The sequence below is a fragment of the Enterobacter sp. PL_is379 genome, assembly GCF_055817355.1.
Window position 1 is genome coordinate 293394 of record NZ_JBVPGT010000030.1, and the last position, 16914, is coordinate 310307.

Annotated in this window: 19 protein-coding genes; 13 read left to right on the forward strand and 6 right to left on the reverse strand. The window is 57.4% G+C overall.

Annotated features, from left to right (window positions below; translation table 11 throughout):
- Positions 1–55: 55 nt before the first annotated feature.
- From AC0TOY_RS15555 to zinT, 8 genes are all read left to right on the forward strand, one after another.
- Positions 56–469: a rhodanese-like domain-containing protein gene (locus tag AC0TOY_RS15555; RefSeq protein ID WP_061715159.1), complete on the forward strand. Its 414-nt coding sequence runs from the start codon at positions 56–58 to the stop codon at positions 467–469.
- Positions 470–625: 156 nt separating this feature from the next.
- On the forward strand, positions 626–1729 hold the full coding sequence (locus tag AC0TOY_RS15560) for a cobalamin-independent methionine synthase II family protein (RefSeq protein WP_473722084.1): 1104 nt from the start codon (positions 626–628) through the stop codon (positions 1727–1729).
- A 202-nt stretch (positions 1730–1931) separates the two neighbouring features.
- The gene (gene urtA / locus AC0TOY_RS15565) at positions 1932–3203 is read left to right on the forward strand and encodes an urea ABC transporter substrate-binding protein (protein ID WP_032647176.1); all 1272 of its coding nucleotides are present in this window, start codon (positions 1932–1934) and stop codon (positions 3201–3203) included.
- A gap of 24 nt (positions 3204–3227) precedes the next feature.
- Positions 3228–4802: an urea ABC transporter permease subunit UrtB gene (gene urtB, locus AC0TOY_RS15570; protein WP_473722086.1), complete on the forward strand. Its 1575-nt coding sequence runs from the start codon at positions 3228–3230 to the stop codon at positions 4800–4802.
- The gene (gene urtC, locus AC0TOY_RS15575) at positions 4802–5875 is read left to right on the forward strand and encodes an urea ABC transporter permease subunit UrtC (RefSeq protein WP_473722088.1); all 1074 of its coding nucleotides are present in this window, start codon (positions 4802–4804) and stop codon (positions 5873–5875) included. Before urtB ends, urtC begins: the two co-directional genes overlap by 1 nt.
- Positions 5875–6672, forward strand: a complete 798-nt coding sequence (urtD, locus tag AC0TOY_RS15580) for an urea ABC transporter ATP-binding protein UrtD (RefSeq protein WP_473722089.1) — start codon at positions 5875–5877, stop codon at positions 6670–6672. Before urtC ends, urtD begins: the two co-directional genes overlap by 1 nt.
- Before the next feature lie 9 nt (positions 6673–6681).
- Positions 6682–7380 (forward strand): urea ABC transporter ATP-binding subunit UrtE, encoded by a 699-nt coding sequence (gene urtE / locus AC0TOY_RS15585; protein WP_024908443.1) that lies wholly within the window; start codon positions 6682–6684, stop codon positions 7378–7380.
- A 52-nt stretch (positions 7381–7432) separates the two neighbouring features.
- Positions 7433–8074: a metal-binding protein ZinT gene (zinT, locus tag AC0TOY_RS15590; RefSeq protein WP_473722174.1), complete on the forward strand. Its 642-nt coding sequence runs from the start codon at positions 7433–7435 to the stop codon at positions 8072–8074.
- Positions 8075–8120: 46 nt separating this feature from the next.
- Here the strand turns inward: zinT and ydeE are convergent, their stop codons facing one another.
- Positions 8121–9314, reverse strand: a complete 1194-nt coding sequence (gene ydeE, locus AC0TOY_RS15595; RefSeq protein ID WP_024908445.1) for an efflux MFS transporter YdeE — start codon at positions 9312–9314, stop codon at positions 8121–8123.
- Between the two features lie 194 nt (positions 9315–9508).
- On the opposite strand from ydeE, the gene eamA reads away from it, so the two are divergent.
- On the forward strand, positions 9509–10414 hold the full coding sequence (eamA, locus tag AC0TOY_RS15600; protein ID WP_463726690.1) for an O-acetylserine/cysteine exporter: 906 nt from the start codon (positions 9509–9511) through the stop codon (positions 10412–10414).
- Between the two features lie 32 nt (positions 10415–10446).
- Here eamA and marB read toward each other — a convergent pair whose 3' ends face one another.
- The 3 genes from marB to marR are packed head-to-tail and all read right to left on the reverse strand — an operon-like array spanning position 10447 to position 11535.
- A complete protein-coding gene (gene marB / locus AC0TOY_RS15605; protein ID WP_008502238.1) occupies positions 10447–10665 on the reverse strand; it encodes a multiple antibiotic resistance protein MarB in 219 nt (72 codons plus the stop codon).
- 33 nt (positions 10666–10698) lie between these two features.
- Entirely contained in the window at positions 10699–11079 is a 381-nt protein-coding gene (marA, locus tag AC0TOY_RS15610; protein ID WP_008502237.1) for an MDR efflux pump AcrAB transcriptional activator MarA, read from the reverse strand.
- Positions 11080–11100: 21 nt separating this feature from the next.
- Positions 11101–11535, reverse strand: a complete 435-nt coding sequence (marR, locus tag AC0TOY_RS15615; RefSeq protein WP_032647191.1) for a multiple antibiotic resistance transcriptional regulator MarR — start codon at positions 11533–11535, stop codon at positions 11101–11103.
- Positions 11536–11790: 255 nt separating this feature from the next.
- Here marR and AC0TOY_RS15620 point away from each other — a divergent pair, with 255 nt between their 5' ends.
- Entirely contained in the window at positions 11791–12456 is a 666-nt protein-coding gene (locus tag AC0TOY_RS15620) for a MarC family NAAT transporter (protein ID WP_024908448.1), read from the forward strand.
- Between the two features lie 56 nt (positions 12457–12512).
- Here AC0TOY_RS15620 and AC0TOY_RS15625 read toward each other — a convergent pair whose 3' ends face one another.
- Positions 12513–13709: a sugar transporter gene (locus tag AC0TOY_RS15625; RefSeq protein WP_473722091.1), complete on the reverse strand. Its 1197-nt coding sequence runs from the start codon at positions 13707–13709 to the stop codon at positions 12513–12515.
- Positions 13710–13886: 177 nt separating this feature from the next.
- Here AC0TOY_RS15625 and AC0TOY_RS15630 point away from each other — a divergent pair, with 177 nt between their 5' ends.
- The 3 genes from AC0TOY_RS15630 to AC0TOY_RS15640 all read left to right on the forward strand — a co-directional run bounded on the left by AC0TOY_RS15630 (position 13887) and on the right by AC0TOY_RS15640 (position 16069).
- On the forward strand, positions 13887–14675 hold the full coding sequence (locus tag AC0TOY_RS15630) for a PhzF family phenazine biosynthesis protein (RefSeq protein ID WP_473722092.1): 789 nt from the start codon (positions 13887–13889) through the stop codon (positions 14673–14675).
- Positions 14676–14702: 27 nt separating this feature from the next.
- The gene (locus AC0TOY_RS15635) at positions 14703–15494 is read left to right on the forward strand and encodes a PhzF family phenazine biosynthesis protein (protein WP_157189176.1); all 792 of its coding nucleotides are present in this window, start codon (positions 14703–14705) and stop codon (positions 15492–15494) included.
- A gap of 92 nt (positions 15495–15586) precedes the next feature.
- Complete coding sequence (locus AC0TOY_RS15640; protein WP_032647199.1) at positions 15587–16069, forward strand: GNAT family N-acetyltransferase; 483 nt, start codon at positions 15587–15589, stop codon at positions 16067–16069.
- On the opposite strand, the gene ptrR is transcribed toward AC0TOY_RS15640, so the two are convergent.
- A complete protein-coding gene (gene ptrR / locus AC0TOY_RS15645) occupies positions 16023–16901 on the reverse strand; it encodes a putrescine utilization regulator PtrR (RefSeq protein WP_213327521.1) in 879 nt (292 codons plus the stop codon). The genes AC0TOY_RS15640 and ptrR overlap by 47 nt on opposite strands.
- Positions 16902–16914: the final 13 nt, after the last annotated feature.

The window sequence follows — 16914 nt, forward strand, 5'->3', positions numbered from 1 at the left end:
GCTGAATTTGTGGATAGAGTAGTGTTAACACAAACGCCAAAGATGAGGAAGGATCATGAGCTATGTTACTGAATTTCCGGCTGCCGAGCCGCAGGAAGCTGTTACCCATTTTCTGCGTCGCCTGAGCGTCGAAACCGACTGTGCCGATGTGCATCATGCCATCGCCAATAATGAGCAGGACTTTGTTTTGCTGCATGTGGTGGGGAGCCCGGAGCAGTTTGCCCGTCGTCACGTACCTGGCGCATTGCATCTGCCGCGGAGCCAGATTACCGCTGAGCGCATGGCTCAATGGCCTGAAGGCACGCTGTTCGTTGTCTACTGCGCAGGGCCGCACTGTAACGGCGCGGACAGAGCCGCGCTCAAGCTGGCGCGCCTCGGGCTGCCGGTCAAAATCATGCTCGGGGGGATCGCCGGCTGGGAAGATGAAAAGTTCGCCTTTGCCAGCAGCGAAACCGCCGCCGCGCTGTGAAGATGAATTTTTTTCAATGCCCGTGAAATTTTCTCGTTTGCCGACGCCGGTGAGGTATGACATTGTTTTTGGACATTTAGACATCCAGAAGTCTAAAACTTCAAATAATGAATTATCACTGCTGGCAATTACCGTCGGCAGACTGAGGAGATTTCCATGCAACGACACCACGCCCCGTACCGCGCCGATGTAGTCGGCAGTTTTTTACGCCCGGATGCCATCAAACAGGCGCGCCTGAAGTTCGCCAGCGGCGAAATCGATGCCGGACAGCTTCGCGCGGTAGAGGATGAGGCCATTCGCCACGTCGTTGAGCAGCAGTGTGCGTGCGGCCTGCACGTGGTTACCGACGGCGAGTTTCGTCGTGCCTGGTGGCACTTCGACTTCTTCGACGGACTGCAGGGCGTTGAACGTTACGATTCGCAGCAGGGCATCCAGTTTAACGGGGTGCAAACCAAAGCCCACGGCGTGCGCGTCACCGGCAAGCTGGGTTTCGGTGACCATCCAATGCTCGAAGATTTTCGCTATCTGAAAAGCATCAGCGGGAACGCCCAGCCGAAAATGACCATTCCCAGCCCGAGCGTGCTCCATTTCCGCGGCGGTCGCAAAGACATTGATGCGACAGTGTATCCGGACCTGAACGTCTATTTCGACGATTTGGCCACCACCTGGCGTGATGCCATTCGCGCTTTCTATGACGCGGGCTGCCGTTATCTGCAGCTGGATGACACCGTCTGGGCCTATCTCTGTTCGGACGATCAGCGCCGTCAGATCCGCGAGCGAGGCGATGATGCCGATGAGCTAGCGCGCATCTATGCCCGCGTTCTGAACAAGGCGCTGGAAGGCAAGCCGGACGATCTGACCATCGGGCTGCACGTTTGTCGCGGTAACTTCCGTTCTACCTGGATCTCCGAAGGTGGCTATGAGCCGGTGGCGGAAGTGCTGTTCGGGACGGTCAACGTTGACGCGTTCTTCCTTGAATATGATAACGACCGCAGCGGGGATTTCGCGCCATTGCGCTTTGTTCGACCGGGCAAGCAGCAGGTGGTGCTGGGGCTGATTACCACGAAAAACGGCGAGCTGGAGAACCCGGAAGGAATTAAAGCTCGTCTGGAAGAGGCGGCGAGATTCGTGGCAAAAGAGCAAATTTGCCTTAGCCCGCAGTGCGGCTTTGCCTCTACCGAAGAGGGCAACAGCCTGAGCGAAACCCAGCAGTGGGACAAAGTCCGTCTGGTCACGCAGATCGCCAGCGAAGTCTGGTAAAACCTTCCTCCTCAGCGCTGCATTATAAAAGTGCAGCGCTGTGCCATTCTGAGACGTTCTCTTTACATCCGGCGTTCCCCTCCCAGAAATAGCGCTATCTTCATTCTGGCATCCTTTTTGCTCCTGCTTCGCTGACACTTTAATTCCGCGTCCACGCCGTAACGGACGTTTTCGCACAGCGTTCTTTTTCAGGAGTGAAAATATGCAGCGTCGTACCTTATTAAAAGCCTTTGCGTTATCCGCGTCCGTCGTGGCGATGGGCATGAGTTTTGGCGCGCAGGCGGCCGATACCATCAAAGTGGGGATCATGCATTCTCTTTCCGGCACGATGGCCATCTCCGAGACCCCGCTGAAGGATGTCGCCCTGATGACGATTGATGAAATCAACGCCAAAGGCGGCGTGCTGGGTAAGAAACTGGAGCCGGTGGTGGTGGACCCGGCCTCAAACTGGCCGCTGTTTGCCGAGAAAGCGCGCCAGCTGCTGAGCCAGGATAAAGTGGCGGTGGTATTCGGCTGCTGGACGTCTGTTTCGCGCAAATCCGTACTGCCGGTCTTTGAGGAGCTGAACGGCCTGCTGTTCTATCCGGTGCAGTATGAAGGCGAAGAGATGTCGCCAAACGTCTTCTATACCGGCGCGGCGCCGAACCAGCAGGCCATCCCGGCGGTGGAATACCTGATGAGCGAAGACGGCGGCGCGGCGAAACGCTTCTTCCTGCTGGGAACCGATTACGTCTATCCGCGCACCACCAACAAGATCCTGCGCGCGTTCCTGCATTCGAAAGGGGTGGAGGATAAGGACATCGAAGAGGTTTACACCCCGTTTGGCCATAGCGACTACCAGACCATCGTCGCCAATATCAAAAAATTCTCAGCGGGCGGCAAAACCGCCGTGGTGTCGACCATCAACGGCGATTCCAACGTGCCATTCTACAAAGAGCTGGCTAACCAGGGACTGAAGGCGACGGACGTGCCGGTGGTGGCGTTCTCCGTGGGTGAAGAAGAGCTGCGCGGGATCGACACCAAACCGCTGGTGGGCAACCTGGCGGCATGGAACTACTTTGAATCCGTGGATAATCCGACAAACCAGACCTTTGTGGCGGATTACAAAGCCTATGCCAAAGCGCATAAGCTGCCGAACGCCGATACCGTGGTGACCAACGATCCGATGGAAGCGACTTACGTAGGGATTCATATGTGGGCGCAGGCGGTGGAAAAAGCGGGCACTACCGACGTGGATAAAGTGCGTGCGGCGATGGCTGGTCAGTCCTTTAAGGCGCCGTCAGGCTTTACGCTCACCATGGATGCCACCAACCACCATCTGCATAAGCCGGTCATGATCGGTGAAATCGAAGGCAACGGTCAGTTCAACGTGGTGTGGCAGACGGAACAGCCGGTACGCGCCCAGCCGTGGAGCCCGTTCATCGCCGGGAATGACAAAAAGCCCGACCAGCCGATGAAAACCGCCAGCAACTAAGCCATCACCGCAGGGAGAAACGTCATGAACGCCATGCGCCTGTTCATCGCTCTTGTATGGCTTTCCGGACTGCTGCCAGGGATGGCGCAGGCATCGGATGCCGATCGTTTTGTTGCCGCCAGCCGCAGCCAGCAGGCGGATTTGTTGACGCAGTGGGCCGCCGCGCCGGACGTGGTTAGGCTGCCGCTGCTGCAGGCGCTGCAAAAGGAAAACTTGTATACCGACAGCCAAAAGCACGCCTTTGCGCAGCGCAATGGTCAAATGATCTCGCTCGGTGACGCAAAGGCGGCCGAAGGGCCAACCAAAGCCGTTCGTCTGACCAACCGGCTGCGCGTACTGGCCGCCACGGCCATCGCGACGCATCAGCTGGTGAGTGACAGCGTCACCGAAAGGCGATCGGCGGCACGTCAGCTTCAGCGGGATGCCCAGCCCGGGATGCTCGCTTTTCTGGAAAAGCGGGTAAACGATGAAACGGACGCGGTGGCGCGTCAGGCGCTGCTGCTGGCGGTGGCAAATCTCCAGCTAGCCAGCCCGCTGGCCGAGGTGCGCCGCAAGGCTGTTGAATTATTAGGGCAGTCTGACGATCCGGACGTGGAGTCCAGACTTACCCCGTTTACCCAGGCACAGACAGAGCCGGATGCCGGGGTTCGCGCCGCCGCGCAGGAGAGTCTTAGCCAGATCCAGCATCGGCTGATGTGGGGCGATCTGCTGGGCCAGGCGTTTATGGGGCTTTCTCTGGGGTCGGTGCTGCTGCTGGCGGCGCTGGGGCTTGCCATCACCTACGGCCTGCTGGGGGTCATCAATATGGCGCACGGCGAAATGCTGATGCTGGGCGCGTATGCCACGTGGATGGTGCAGCAGGCGATGGCCGGGCTTGCGCCCCAGTGGCTGGCGCTCTATCCCGTTATCGCGCTGCCGGTCGCGTTCTGCCTGACGGCTGGCATCGGGATGGTGCTGGAGCGCACCGTGATTCGCCATTTGTACGGTCGTCCGCTGGAAACGCTGCTGGCGACGTGGGGCATCAGCCTGATGCTTATCCAGTTGGTGCGCATGACCTTTGGCGCCCAGAACCTCGAGGTGGCAAACCCGGCATGGCTCTCCGGCGGGGTGCAGGTTTTTGCCAACCTGACGCTGCCATGGAACCGCATTGTGGTGCTGGGCTTCGTGTTGCTGGTGCTGTTCTTCACCTGGCTCATTCTGAACAAAACCCGTCTGGGGCTCAACGTGCGGGCGGTGACGCAAAACCGCAGCATGGCCGCCTGCTGTGGGGTACCGACAGGGCGCGTCGATATGCTGGCGTTTGGGCTTGGCTCCGGGATTGCGGGGTTAGGCGGCGTGGCGCTATCACAGCTCGGTAACGTCGGGCCGGAGCTGGGCCAGGGCTATATCATCGACTCCTTCCTTGTGGTGGTGCTCGGAGGCGTAGGCCAGCTGGCAGGCAGCGTGGCCGCGGCGTTTGGTCTGGGGATCTTCAATAAAATTCTTGAACCGCAGATGGGGGCGGTGCTGGGCAAGATCGTGATTCTGGTGGCGATCGTGCTGTTTATTCAGAAACGCCCCCAGGGGCTGTTTGCGCTGAAAGGGAGGGTGATTGACTGATGAGCCAGCCGCTGACCTTAACGCTGGCGCGCAAAGCGCCACGCACCACGCAACTTGCAGGCAGCCTGCTGGTGGTGTGTCTGCTGATATTGCCGTTTTTCGCCTTACTGCCTGCGACGCATCCGCTGGCGCTGTCGACCTGGATGCTGACCCTGATTGGCAAGATCCTCTGCTACGCCATCGTTGCGGTGGCGCTGGATCTGGTGTGGGGCTATGCCGGGATGCTGTCGCTTGGGCACGGGATCTTCTTCGCGCTGGGCGGCTACGCGATGGGGATGTACCTGATGCGCCAGGCCGCGGGCGACGGTCTGCCCGCGTTTATGTCGTTCCTCTCCTGGAGCGAGCTGCCGTGGTTCTGGTGGGGAACCCAGCATTTTGCCTGGGCGCTGGTGCTGATTGTGTTGGTGCCGGGACTGCTGGCGCTGGTGTTTGGCTGGTTTGCCTTCCGCTCAAAGATCAAAGGGGTCTACTTCTCGATTATGACCCAGGCGCTGACCTATGCCGGGATGCTGCTGTTCTTTCGCAACGAAACCGGCTTTGGCGGCAATAACGGCTTTACCGGCTTCACCACGCTGCTCGGGTTTTCGGTGACGGAAACGGCTACACGTATCGCGCTGTTTCTGGCCACCGTGCTGTTGCTGCTCCTGGCCCTGGGCACAGGGTTTGCGCTGGCGAAGAGCAAGTTTGGCCGCATCCTGACCGCCGTTCGCGATGCCGAAAATCGGCTGACGTTTTGCGGCTACGATCCGCGCGGGTTCAAGCTGCTGGTCTGGACGCTCTCTGCCGTGCTGTGCGGTCTGGCGGGGGCGCTGTACGTCCCGCAGGTGGGCATTATCAACCCTGGCGAAATGTCGCCGACAAACTCGATAGAAGCGGCCATCTGGGTTGCGCTGGGCGGGCGCGGCACGTTGGTGGGGCCGGTGATTGGCGCGGCGCTGGTGAACGGTGCGAAAAGTTTCTTCACCGTCGCGATGCCGGAATACTGGCAGCTGTTTCTGGGGTTGATTTTTATCGCCGTCACGCTGTTTTTACCGCGCGGCGTCTATGGTCTGTTTCGAAAGGGAGATAAATAATGCAGCCAGCCGAAGGGTTATTTACCCGCCAGTTGCCCGGCGATCGTTACCGCGAGCAGACCGACCCGGTGCTTCAGCTTGAGGCGATTAACGTCAATTTTGATGGCTTTCAGGCCCTGACCGATCTCTCGCTGAATATCGGCGTGGGTGAGCTGCGCTGCGTGATCGGCCCCAACGGAGCCGGTAAAACCACGCTGATGGACGTCATCACCGGCAAAACGCGTCCAGAGAGCGGCAGGGCGATTTACGATCAGTCCATCGATCTGACCGCGCTGGAGCCTGCGGCCATTGCCCGCCAGGGGATCGGGCGTAAATTCCAGAAACCCACCGTTTTTGAAGCGCTGACGGTGTGGGAAAACCTGGAGATCGCCATGAAAACCGATAAATCCGTCTGGGCGAGCCTGCGGGCAACGCTCAACGGTGAACAGCGCGACCGGATCGATGAGATGCTGGTTTTGCTGCGCCTTAGCAGCGAGCACGACCGCCGCGCCGGGCTGCTTTCCCACGGGCAAAAGCAGTTTCTGGAGATCGGCATGCTGCTGGTGCAGGACCCGCATCTGCTGCTGTTGGATGAACCCGCCGCCGGGATGACCGACGCGGAAACGGAATATACCGCCGAGCTGTTCAAAACGCTGGCGGGCAAGCACTCCCTGATGGTGGTGGAGCACGATATGGGCTTTGTTGAAACCATCGCCGACCATGTGACGGTGCTGCATCAGGGGCGGGTGCTGGCGGAAGGGTCGCTTCGCGAGGTGCAGGCTAACGAGCAGGTGATTGAGGTCTATCTGGGACGTTAAGGAGAGGGAATGTTACAGGTCAACGAACTGAATCAGTATTACGGCGGCAGCCATATCCTGCGCGGCGTGAGCTTTGAGGCTAACACTGGCGAAGTCACCTGCCTGCTGGGGCGCAACGGCGTCGGGAAAACCACGCTGCTGAAGTGTCTGATGGGGCTGATCCCGGCGAAAACCGGGGAGGTCATCTGGCAGGGTAAAAAGATTACCCACAGCAGGCCGCATCAGCGGGTGCAGACTGGCGTGGCGTATGTTCCGCAGGGGCGCGAGATTTTCTCGCGCCTGACCGTGGAGGAGAACCTTCTGCTGGGGCTGTCGCGATTTTCCGCCCGCGAGGCGAAGCAGGTGCCGGAAGAGATCTGGCAGCTGTTCCCGGTGCTTAAAGAGATGAAGCATCGTCGCGGGGGCGATCTCTCCGGCGGGCAACAGCAGCAGCTGGCGATTGGGCGCGCGCTGGCGAGCCGTCCGCAGCTGCTGATCCTGGATGAGCCGACCGAAGGCATACAGCCGTCGGTGATTAAAGAGATTGGTCAGGTGATCCGCACCCTGGCTGACCGGGGGGATATGGCGATCCTGCTGGTTGAGCAATTTTACGACTTTGCCGCCGAGCTGGCAGACAGCTATCTGCTAATGTCGCGCGGCACAATTATTCAGCGCGGACGGGGTGAGAACATGGAGCAGGAGGGCGTGCGCGGCCTGGTTGCGATCTGAAATGTTATAATATAACATTCTCGTTCTTATCAAACGGAATGAGGGTGTTATGTTGACTGCACATATTGGAAAATTTGCTATGACTCTGGGGGCGCTGCTGGTCAGCGGCCAGCTGTTTGCTCATTCGCACGGCCATCAGATGACTGAAGCGGAACAGAAAGCGGCGAACGGTGTGTTTGAGGATAAAGACGTGAAGGACAGAGCGCTGTCTGACTGGGACGGGACCTGGCAGTCGGTCTATCCGTTCCTGCTTGATGGTTCGCTCGATCCGGTCTTTAAACAGAAAGCGCAGAAAGACAAAAGTAAAACCTTTGACGAGGTGAAAGCCTACTACCGAACGGGTTATGCGACGGACGTGGATGCCATCGGCATCGAAAATAACGTGATGGAGTTCCATCAGGGTAAAGCAGTCAGCCGCTGTCATTATGATTACAGCGGCTACAAAATTCTGACCTACGCGTCAGGTAAGAAAGGCGTTCGCTATCTGTTTGAGTGTAAGGACGCCAGCAGCAAGGCGCCGAAGTTCGTGCAGTTCAGCGACCATACCATCGGACCGAAGGCCTCTTCGCACTTCCATATTTTCATGGGCAATACCTCCCACGAGGCGCTGCTGAAAGAGATGGATAACTGGCCGACCTATTACCCGAACGAGATGTATAAAGAGCAGGTGGTGGTGGAGATGTTGCACCACTGATGCTTTATTGCCGGGTGGCGGCTGCGCCTTACCCGGCCTGCATTTGCTACGCCGCTTTGGGCGACTCGCACCACGCCTTCACGCTCATCCCGCGCAAAATCATCAGCCATGCGACAACAATGGCGACCATCATGATGACAAACAAGGACCAGTGCGGCAGGTTGGTCAGGATGATACCGGTGATCATCGGGTTTGCCGCAGCGCCGAGCCAGCCCAGCGCCTGCGCGGAGAAATAGCTCGCCTTCATTCCCGGTGGCGCAATGTTGTCGATCAGCATGTATTCGCCCGGCGCATAGATAATCTCACCCAGGGTAAAGATGGCGGCAGCAATGCCCCAGTAAACCAGGTTCTCTCCGGAGAGCATAAAGCCGCCCAGCCCCACGATAAAAAACAGGGTGGCGAGGGTCATCAGCGGGCGGATATTGCTGGCTGAGATTTTGCGGCCCAGCGCATATTGCAGCGTCACCACCACGGCGGCGTTGACTGGGAGCACCACGGCCACCACCTTTTCGGCGAAATCACTGTCCGCATGCGCGGCCAGAACGTATTGCGAAATACAGCTCGCGAACGACCCGCCCACGTAGGACGCCAGCAGGCCAGAGAGCGTGTACCAGAACAGCGCGCGGTCTTTCAGTAATACCGACGGCTGCCAGGGCGTCTTCTCCTCGGTAGTATCGAGCGCCACGCTTTTTTGCACAAAGAAATGGATAAAGCCCAGCGGCAGCGCGGCGCAGAAGGCCGCCAGCCAGAACGGCAGCTGCAGGCTGTACATCACCAGCAGGGTGCCAATTGGTGGTCCGATCGTCCAGCCAATGTTCAGGAAGCTGTAGTTCAGCGAGAAGACGCGCGCTTTCTGGCTCGCGGTGAGCACGTCGGAGAACCAGGCCTTCAGCACCGTCGAAAAGACGGAATAGGCGCAGTTGATCAGCGCAAAGAACAGCACCACCAGCGTGACGTTATCGACCAGCGGGATCGCGACAAAGCCGGCGATAAAGGCCACGATGGCGATCAGCATGTAGCGTTTTTTATCAAACTTATCGGCAAGAATGCCAAATCCCAGGCTGAACACCACGCCGATAGTCAGCGCAATCGTCAGGGCATAACCAATATTCTCGACGCTCATGCTGTAGACGCGCGTGAGATAGATGGTCATAAACGGCAGCGTTGCCCCTCGACCAATGGTTAACAACAATGACGATGCCAGCAGCGCTGCGGTTGAGCGCCTGAGAGATGGTTTCATATTCCTGCCCGACAGTTGCTTATGCTTTTATTAGATGTGTGTTAACAGGATTACCATGACATAAGGGGCTTGTATAGCACCTGATTTATCCCTAAGTGCTTCAGCTGCCTGCCAGAAATAATGATCTTCTCTCGGCGCACTTTTTTCTGTTACCTTGAAGTGTTAACAAATTATTAATAATTCAGGGGCTGGGTATGACGCGGAAAGACGGGCTGCTGGCGTTGCTGGTGGTCGTAGTATGGGGGCTCAACTTTGTGGTCATTAAGCTGGGGCTGCACAACATGCCGCCGCTGATGCTGGCCGGTTTACGCTTTATGTTGGTCGCTTTTCCGGCCATCTTCTTTGTCGCCCGCCCGAAGATCCCATTGAAACTGCTGCTGGGCTACGGTCTGACCATTAGCTTTGGCCAGTTCGCGTTTCTCTTCTGCGCCATCAAGTTCGGTATGCCGGCGGGTCTTGCCTCGCTGGTGTTACAGGCGCAGGCGTTCTTTACCATTATTCTCGGGGCGTTCGTGTTTGGCGAGCGTCTGCAGGGCAAACAGTTGGCGGGGATCACCCTGGCGGTGTTCGGCGTGCTGGTGCTGATCGAGGCCAGCCTGAATGGTCAGCATGTGGCGCTGCTCGGGTTTGTGTTGACGCTGGCGGCAGGGCTGAGCTGGGCCTGCGGGAATATCTTCAACAAGCTGATTATGCAGCACGAGGCGCGCCCGGCGGTGATGTCGCTGGTGGTGTGGAGCGCACTGATCCCGGTGATCCCGTTTCTGCTGGCGTCGAGTATTCTGGACGGTCCGGCGGTGATGCTGAACAGTCTGGTCGACATCGATATGACCACGATCCTGTCTCTCGTCTATCTGGCCTTTGTCGCCACCATTGTGGGCTACGGGATCTGGGGATCGCTGCTGGGGCGGTATGAGACCTGGCGCGTCGCGCCGTTATCTCTGTTGGTGCCGGTGGTAGGACTTGCCAGTGCGGCGATATTGCTGGATGAAACGCTGAGCGCGCTGCAGCTGTTGGGCGCCGTGCTGATCATGGCCGGGCTGTACATTAACGTGTTTGGTCTGCGGGTTCGTCGGACGACGCGGGTAAGCGAAAAGGCATAAAAAAAGCCCCGCATCTGCGGGGCAAAAACGAATCAGAAGCCGTGCTGATTATAATAAGGCACGCCTAATTCGTCGGATTTGTCGCTACCAGCACCCATGTGGTTGAAATCATAAGGCGACTGGTCATGTGCTGACGGCAAAATCATCGTATCAGGATTATTTTGCTGCGTTGCACGAGGGGTTTGCTCCGCGAAGGTCTGGCTGGAGAACAGCACCAGCAAGGCGAGGGCGGCGGAGGCGATAACTTTCATGATTTCCTCGGTTACGTCTGTTACAGGCGATGATTAACTACAGTGTTTTAACGGATACAGGTATCGGGATTCGCCCGGCACGCTGGTGATTCGGTACTTATGAGGCGGCACGTCAAAATAGTTCTTGAACGTACGCGTCAGGGTTTGCTGCGATTCAAATCCGTAACGCTCCGCCAGATAAAGGATCGGCTCATTGCTTTCTTTCAGTTTCTGGGCAATTTCCGTCAGCTTGCGGCTGCGAATATATTGACCTAATGAATGACCGGTCTCTTTTTTGAACATCCGTTGCAGGTGCCATTTGGAGTAACCCGAACGCTCTGACACTTTTTCAAGGGAGAGCGGCGATTCCAGGTTATCTTCGATCCAGTCCAAAATGCTATGAATGGTAATAGCGTCAGTATTGCGTCTGGACATCGTCATACCTCTTTTTTCTGTTTACGGCAGGATTTTCTTCAGCAAAAGCTCAAGGGTTGCCACTTCATCTGCCGTTAAGTTTTTTGTTAGTTCCTGATGCAGTGTTTGTCCTACTAATTGATGACATTGCTCGCACATGTCCGCGCCATCGCTGGTTAGCTTCACCAGTACGCCGCGTTTGTCATTCGGGTTAGGGCTTCGTTCTATCCATCCTTTGCAGACGAGACGATCGAGCATGCGGGTTAACGCGCCCAGATCGACAGAGAGCACCTTTTTCAGCTCAACCGGCGTGATACACACCTCGCAGCGAATGGAACACAGCACTTTGAACTGTGTTGCGGTGATATCCAGCGGTGACAGGTAGTCATTGAGCAGGCGATCTTTTTTCTGATTGACCATATGAATAAGACGACCCAGCGGAACAACGTCGTTAAAGATATCACTGGTGCTTTTCACAATGGTTGCCCTGGCAAGTAATTAGTCACGGCAGATATTATTGCTCAGGCAAGTATAAGTCAACTGAATGAGTCAGCCGATGCCACGAATTGCTAAAACGTTTCATGAACTTATTTTGAGGTCTTTCAAATCAGATAGATAACTGACAGTTATCTTTTCAGAAGGGAAATAATCGTTACGTTGCACCCATGGCTGAATGTCACACTTTCACCCTATAATTGCTGTGTTAAATATGGATAAGGACAACAACGCACTATGTTGGATTTAATTAAAGCAATCAGCCTTGGGCTGGTGGTCTTGCTGCCGTTGGCTAACCCGTTAACGACGGTGGCGCTGTTCCTCGGGCTGGCAGGGAATATGAATAGCGCCGAGCGCAACCATCAGTCGATGATGGCCTCGGTGTATGTGTTTGCCATCATGATGGTGGCTTATTACGCCGGACAGGTGGTGATGAATACCTTCGGGATTTCCATCCCGGGCCTGCGTATCGCCGGGGGGCTGATTGTGGCCTTTATTGGTTTCCGCATGCTGTTCCCGGCGCAAAAAGCGCATGAGTCGCCGGAAGCGGCCAGCAAATCGGAAGAGCTGGAAACCGAACCGAGTGCCAATATCGCCTTTGTGCCGATCGCCATGCCGAGCACGGCGGGGCCGGGTACCATCGCGATGATCATCAGCTCCGCGTCGACGGTGCGTGACAGCGCAACCTTCCCGGACTGGGTACTGACGGTTGCGCCACCGCTGATTTTTGCGATTATCGGTCTTATCGTGTGGGTGTCGCTGCGCAGCTCTGGCGCCATTATGCGCTGGGTAGGCAAGGGCGGTATCGAAGCGATTTCCCGCCTGATGGGCTTCTTACTGGTCTGTATGGGCGTGCAGTTTATTATTAACGGCGTGCTGGAAATTATTAAGACCTATCATTGATGTCTATCATTGATGTGATTGCCGGGTAAGGCGAAGCCGCCACCCGGCAAGAAGGCTCACCCGTGCTGCCCCTGTTCCTCCAGCGCCACCGGCCATTTACGGAAGATGAGCACCGACCAGACAAGCGCCACCAGGGCCGGAATAGCCCCCAGATAGCCAATCGCCGACATCGACACGTGCAGTATGACCTGATTTCCCACCAGCGCGCCCGCGCCAATCCCCAGATTGAAAATCCCGGAGAACAGCGACATGGCAACGTCCGTTGCATCCGGCGCCAGGGCCAGAACTTTCACCTGCATGCCCAGACCAATAATCATGATCGCCACGCCCCAGAACAGGCTCAGGATCGCCAGATAGCTTTCACTGCCCGCGGCGGGCATCAGCAGCAGCAGGCAGGCCAGCAGCAGGCCGATGGCGCTGCTCACCAGTAAGGAGGCGTGCCGGTTACCCAGCTTGCCAAACAGCACGCTGCCAATAATGCCCGCGCCACCGAGGATCAACAGTAAGACGGTGGCAAAATTGGCGCTAAAGTCCGCTACCATCTGCACAAACGGTTCAATGTAGCTATACGCCGTGTAATGGGCCGTCACCACAATGACGGTCAGCAGGTAGATACTCAGCAGCGCCGGGCGACGCATCAGCAGCGGCAGGCTTTTCAGCGAGCCGGAATGTTCGCTCGGCAGCGCGGGCAGCAGTTTAATCAGACATACCAGCGTAACCAGCGCACCCATACCGATGGCGAAGAAGGTCGTACGCCAGCCGAAGTATTGCCCCACGATGCGGCCAATTGGCAGACCCAGCACCATCGCCAGTGCGGTACCGGTAGCAATCAGGCTCAGCGCCTGCGCGCGTTTCCCTGCCGGCGCCAGGCGAATAGCCAGCGACGCGGTGATAGACCAGAACACCGCATGGGCAAAGGCGATGCCGATGCGGCTCATGACCAGCACCGTAAAATTCCACGCCATAAATGACAGCACGTGGCTCGCAATGAACAAGACAAACAGACCGATCAGCAGCCTGCGCCGCTCCATCTGGCTGGTCAGCAGCATAAACGGCAGGGACATCAGCGCCACTACCCAGGCGTAGATGGTCAACATAATGCCCACCTGAGCCGTTTCCATCTGGAAACTTTCAGCGATGTCAGACAACAGCCCAACCGGAACAAATTCTGTGGTATTAAAAATAAACGCGGCAATGGCCAGCGTGACCACGCGTAGCCACGCAACCCTGCGGGAAACTGTGTTCGTTGTCATAGGGATGTCGGAGATTCGTTGCTGTAAAGAAGAGGAGACGATCTTAAAACGTCAAACGGCGAAAACTCAACCATTATGTGATGCAGATCTCAATATTTACCTTATAAAAGCGGTAGCCGGGAACGCTGTTTTCATTGAATATAAAAGAACAACATAATAAAAACAGGCGGTAAGACAATGCAGGAGATTGATTTTTATCTGGTCGATGCGTTCAGCGATACCTCGTTCGGCGGCAACCCGGCAGCCGTTTGCCCGCTGAAAGTGTGGTTGCCCGATGAGACCTTACTGAAAATGGCGCAGCAGCATAATCAGTCGGAAACGGCTTTTTTCGTCTGCAGTAAAGGGGGCATTGAGCTCCGCTGGTTTACCACCCTCACCGAAGTCAATCTCTGCGGCCACGCTACGCTGGCGGCCGCGCACGTGCTGTTTACCGAGCTGGATTACCCGGATTCGCGGATCCACTTTGAAACCGCCTCTGGCCGCCTGACGGTCAGCCGGGAGGGGGAGTGGATGACGCTGGACTTCCCGGCATGTCCAACCCATGAAGAGACGCCCCCGCCTGAGATGCTTTCGGCGCTGGGTATCAGACGCTACGTTGAAGCCCGTAAAGGACGCGCCTGGCTGATCGTTCTGGATAATCGCCAGCAGGTTGAAGCGCTTGCGCCACGCTTTTCGGCGATGACGCCGGGCGAGCATAAGGTGAGCGTGACGGCGCGCGGTGAGGGGGAATACGATTTTGTCAGCCGCTTTTTCTCACCGGGCGTTTCCGTCCCGGAGGACCCGGTCACCGGCTCCGCGCACACGATGCTGATCCCGTACTGGAGCGAAAAGCTGGGCAAAACGACGATGTTTGCCCGTCAGGTTTCAGCGCGTGGTGGCGATGTGCGCTGTGAGCTGAAAGGCTCGCGGGTGCTGATGAGCGGACAGGCCACACTTTATCTGAAAGGCACAGTTTTTCTGCGCTAAATAGCCATAACAAGAGAGGAAGAGACAATGCAGGAAATTGATTTTTATCTGGTGGATGCCTTCAGCGACAAAACCTTTGGTGGCAACGCCGCAGCGGTATGTCCTCTGGAAGAGTGGCTGCCGGACGAGACGCTGCTCAAAATGGCGCAGCAGCATAACCAGTCTGAGACCGCCTTTTTCGTGCGCACCGACGGTGGGTTTGAGCTGCGCTGGTTTACCACGCTGGATGAAATTAACCTCTGCGGACACGCTACGCTTGCCGCATCGCACGTCATTTTCGAATACCTTGATTACCCGCATACCGAAATCACCTTCACCACCCGCTTCGTGGGCGAGCTGACGGTTAAACGCAGCGGCGACTGGCTGACGCTGAACTTCCCCGCGTGGTCGACGGAGGTTGTGGATAATCCTCCCGAGGTGCTGTTTAGCGCCCTGGGCATCACGGCGGCAAAAGAGGTGCGCGTGGGTCGGGATTACATGGTGGTGCTGGAGAGCCAGCAGCAGGTGGAGGCGTTAACGCCGGATATTGGGGCCATGCTTCCGCTGGATAAGATGGTCTGCGTGACGGCGCCGGGCGAAGAATATGACTTCGTCAGCCGCTTCTTCTGCCCGGGCGAAGGGGTGCCGGAAGATCCGGTTACCGGATCTGCCCACAGCATGCTGATCCCGTACTGGAGTGAAAAGCTGGGCAAAACGTCGCTCAATGCCCGCCAGGTGTCGCACCGTGGAGGGGATCTGCGCTGCGAGCTGAAGGGCGACCGCGTGCTGATCGGCGGCCAGGCTACCCTGTATCTGAAAGGGCGCGTCTTTTTGCGCTAACAGGGCGGAGCGATAAGTTAATACTATGTAGCACCCTGGCAGGCCTGCGCTATGTTGAAATTTAGCCTCATAAAAAAAGCAAGGAGCCTGCCATGTATTCCATTACCTCTGAATCTGCACGTCATCCGGACATTCTCGCTCTGATCGCGGCGCTTGACCGCTATCAGAGCGAACTCTATCCCGCCGAAAGTAATCATCTGCTCGATCTGGCTGCGCTGCCGGAAGCCTCGCTGATCCTGATGATCATTCGCGACCAGCAGCTGCACGCCGTGGGCTGTGGCGCTATCGTGCTCAACGGTGACGGAACGGGGGAGATGAAGCGGGTCTATATCGATCCGGCTCATCGCGGGCAGCATCTGGGAGAGACGCTGCTGGCCGCCCTGGAAGATGAGGCCCTGAGCCGTCATTGTCATACCGTAAGGCTGGAGACGGGCATCAAACAGCATGCCGCGGTGCGTCTTTATGAACAGTGCGGATACGATTTGCGTCCGGCGTTTGCCCCGTACGTTGACGACCCGCTCAGCCTGTTTATGGAGAAGGCGCTGGTTGAAGACGTTCGTTTAGCAGCGCTATAAAAGCTTCCAGCTGGCGGGTCATCGCCCCGCGTCGCCACACCAGCCAGGTGGTGAGCCAGCGCCAGTTTTCCGCCAGCGGCCAGGCTTCAACCTGATGATGTCCCGGCATACTCTCCAGCATCGAGCGCGGCATCAGTGCGATGCCCGCGCCCGCAATGACGCAGGCGAGCATGCCGTGATAGGACTCCATCTCATGAATGCGGCCGGGCGTGGCGCGGTCAGCGTGAAACCAGCTCTCCAGGTGTCGGCGATACGAGCAGTTGGCGCGAAAGGCATAGACGTCGCTGCCGCTGACCTGCGCGGCGCGCGTCACCTCCGCATGCCCGGCAGGCGTGACCAGCATCATCTCTTCCCGGTAGACCGGCATGCCTTCCAGCTCCGGGTGCGAAAGCGGACCGTCGACGAAGGCGGCGCTTAGGGTTCCCTCCAGTACGCCATCAATCATCGTCCCGGAAGGCCCGGTAGAAAGGGCAAACTGAATACGCGGATAGCGCTGGTTAAACTGCGCCAGCGTTTCAGGAATGCGCACGGCGGCGGTGCTTTCCAGCGCGCCGAGGGCAAATAACCCCTGCGGCTCATCCCCCGCGACAACCATGCGCGCTTCATCCACCAGGGCGAGGATCTGCCTGCTATAGCGCAGGAAGTTATGGCCAGCCGGGGATAAGCGCAAACGCTGGTTCTCACGAATAAACAGCTCAACGCCCAGATCGGCCTCCAGCTGGCGGATGCGGGTCGTCAGGTTAGACGGCACGCGATGCACCTTCTGCGCCGCCTGGGTGATGCTGCCCGTCAGCGCGACGGCGTTAAACATTTCAAGCTGGGTTAAGTCCATGGCATTCTCGTTT

Bases quoted from the DNA above. Each gene is read 5' to 3' on its own strand.
- AC0TOY_RS15555 (WP_061715159.1), top strand. From the start codon at position 56: ATGAGCTATGTTACTGAATTTCCGGCTGCCGAGCCGCAGGAAGCTGTT.
- AC0TOY_RS15560 (WP_473722084.1), top strand. From the start codon at position 626: ATGCAACGACACCACGCCCCGTACCGCGCCGATGTAGTCGGCAGTTTT.
- urtA (WP_032647176.1), top strand. From the start codon at position 1,932: ATGCAGCGTCGTACCTTATTAAAAGCCTTTGCGTTATCCGCGTCCGTC.
- urtB (WP_473722086.1), top strand. From the start codon at position 3,228: ATGAACGCCATGCGCCTGTTCATCGCTCTTGTATGGCTTTCCGGACTG.
- urtC (WP_473722088.1), top strand. From the start codon at position 4,802: ATGAGCCAGCCGCTGACCTTAACGCTGGCGCGCAAAGCGCCACGCACC.
- urtD (WP_473722089.1), top strand. From the start codon at position 5,875: ATGCAGCCAGCCGAAGGGTTATTTACCCGCCAGTTGCCCGGCGATCGT.
- urtE (WP_024908443.1), top strand. From the start codon at position 6,682: ATGTTACAGGTCAACGAACTGAATCAGTATTACGGCGGCAGCCATATC.
- ydeE (WP_024908445.1), bottom strand. From the start codon at position 9,314: ATGAAACCATCTCTCAGGCGCTCAACCGCAGCGCTGCTGGCATCGTCA.
- eamA (WP_463726690.1), top strand. From the start codon at position 9,509: ATGACGCGGAAAGACGGGCTGCTGGCGTTGCTGGTGGTCGTAGTATGG.
- marB (WP_008502238.1), bottom strand. From the start codon at position 10,665: ATGAAAGTTATCGCCTCCGCCGCCCTCGCCTTGCTGGTGCTGTTCTCC.
- marA (WP_008502237.1), bottom strand. From the start codon at position 11,079: ATGTCCAGACGCAATACTGACGCTATTACCATTCATAGCATTTTGGAC.
- AC0TOY_RS15620 (WP_024908448.1), top strand. From the start codon at position 11,791: ATGTTGGATTTAATTAAAGCAATCAGCCTTGGGCTGGTGGTCTTGCTG.
- AC0TOY_RS15625 (WP_473722091.1), bottom strand. From the start codon at position 13,709: ATGACAACGAACACAGTTTCCCGCAGGGTTGCGTGGCTACGCGTGGTC.
- AC0TOY_RS15630 (WP_473722092.1), top strand. From the start codon at position 13,887: ATGCAGGAGATTGATTTTTATCTGGTCGATGCGTTCAGCGATACCTCG.
- AC0TOY_RS15635 (WP_157189176.1), top strand. From the start codon at position 14,703: ATGCAGGAAATTGATTTTTATCTGGTGGATGCCTTCAGCGACAAAACC.
- AC0TOY_RS15640 (WP_032647199.1), top strand. From the start codon at position 15,587: ATGTATTCCATTACCTCTGAATCTGCACGTCATCCGGACATTCTCGCT.
- ptrR (WP_213327521.1), bottom strand. From the start codon at position 16,901: ATGGACTTAACCCAGCTTGAAATGTTTAACGCCGTCGCGCTGACGGGC.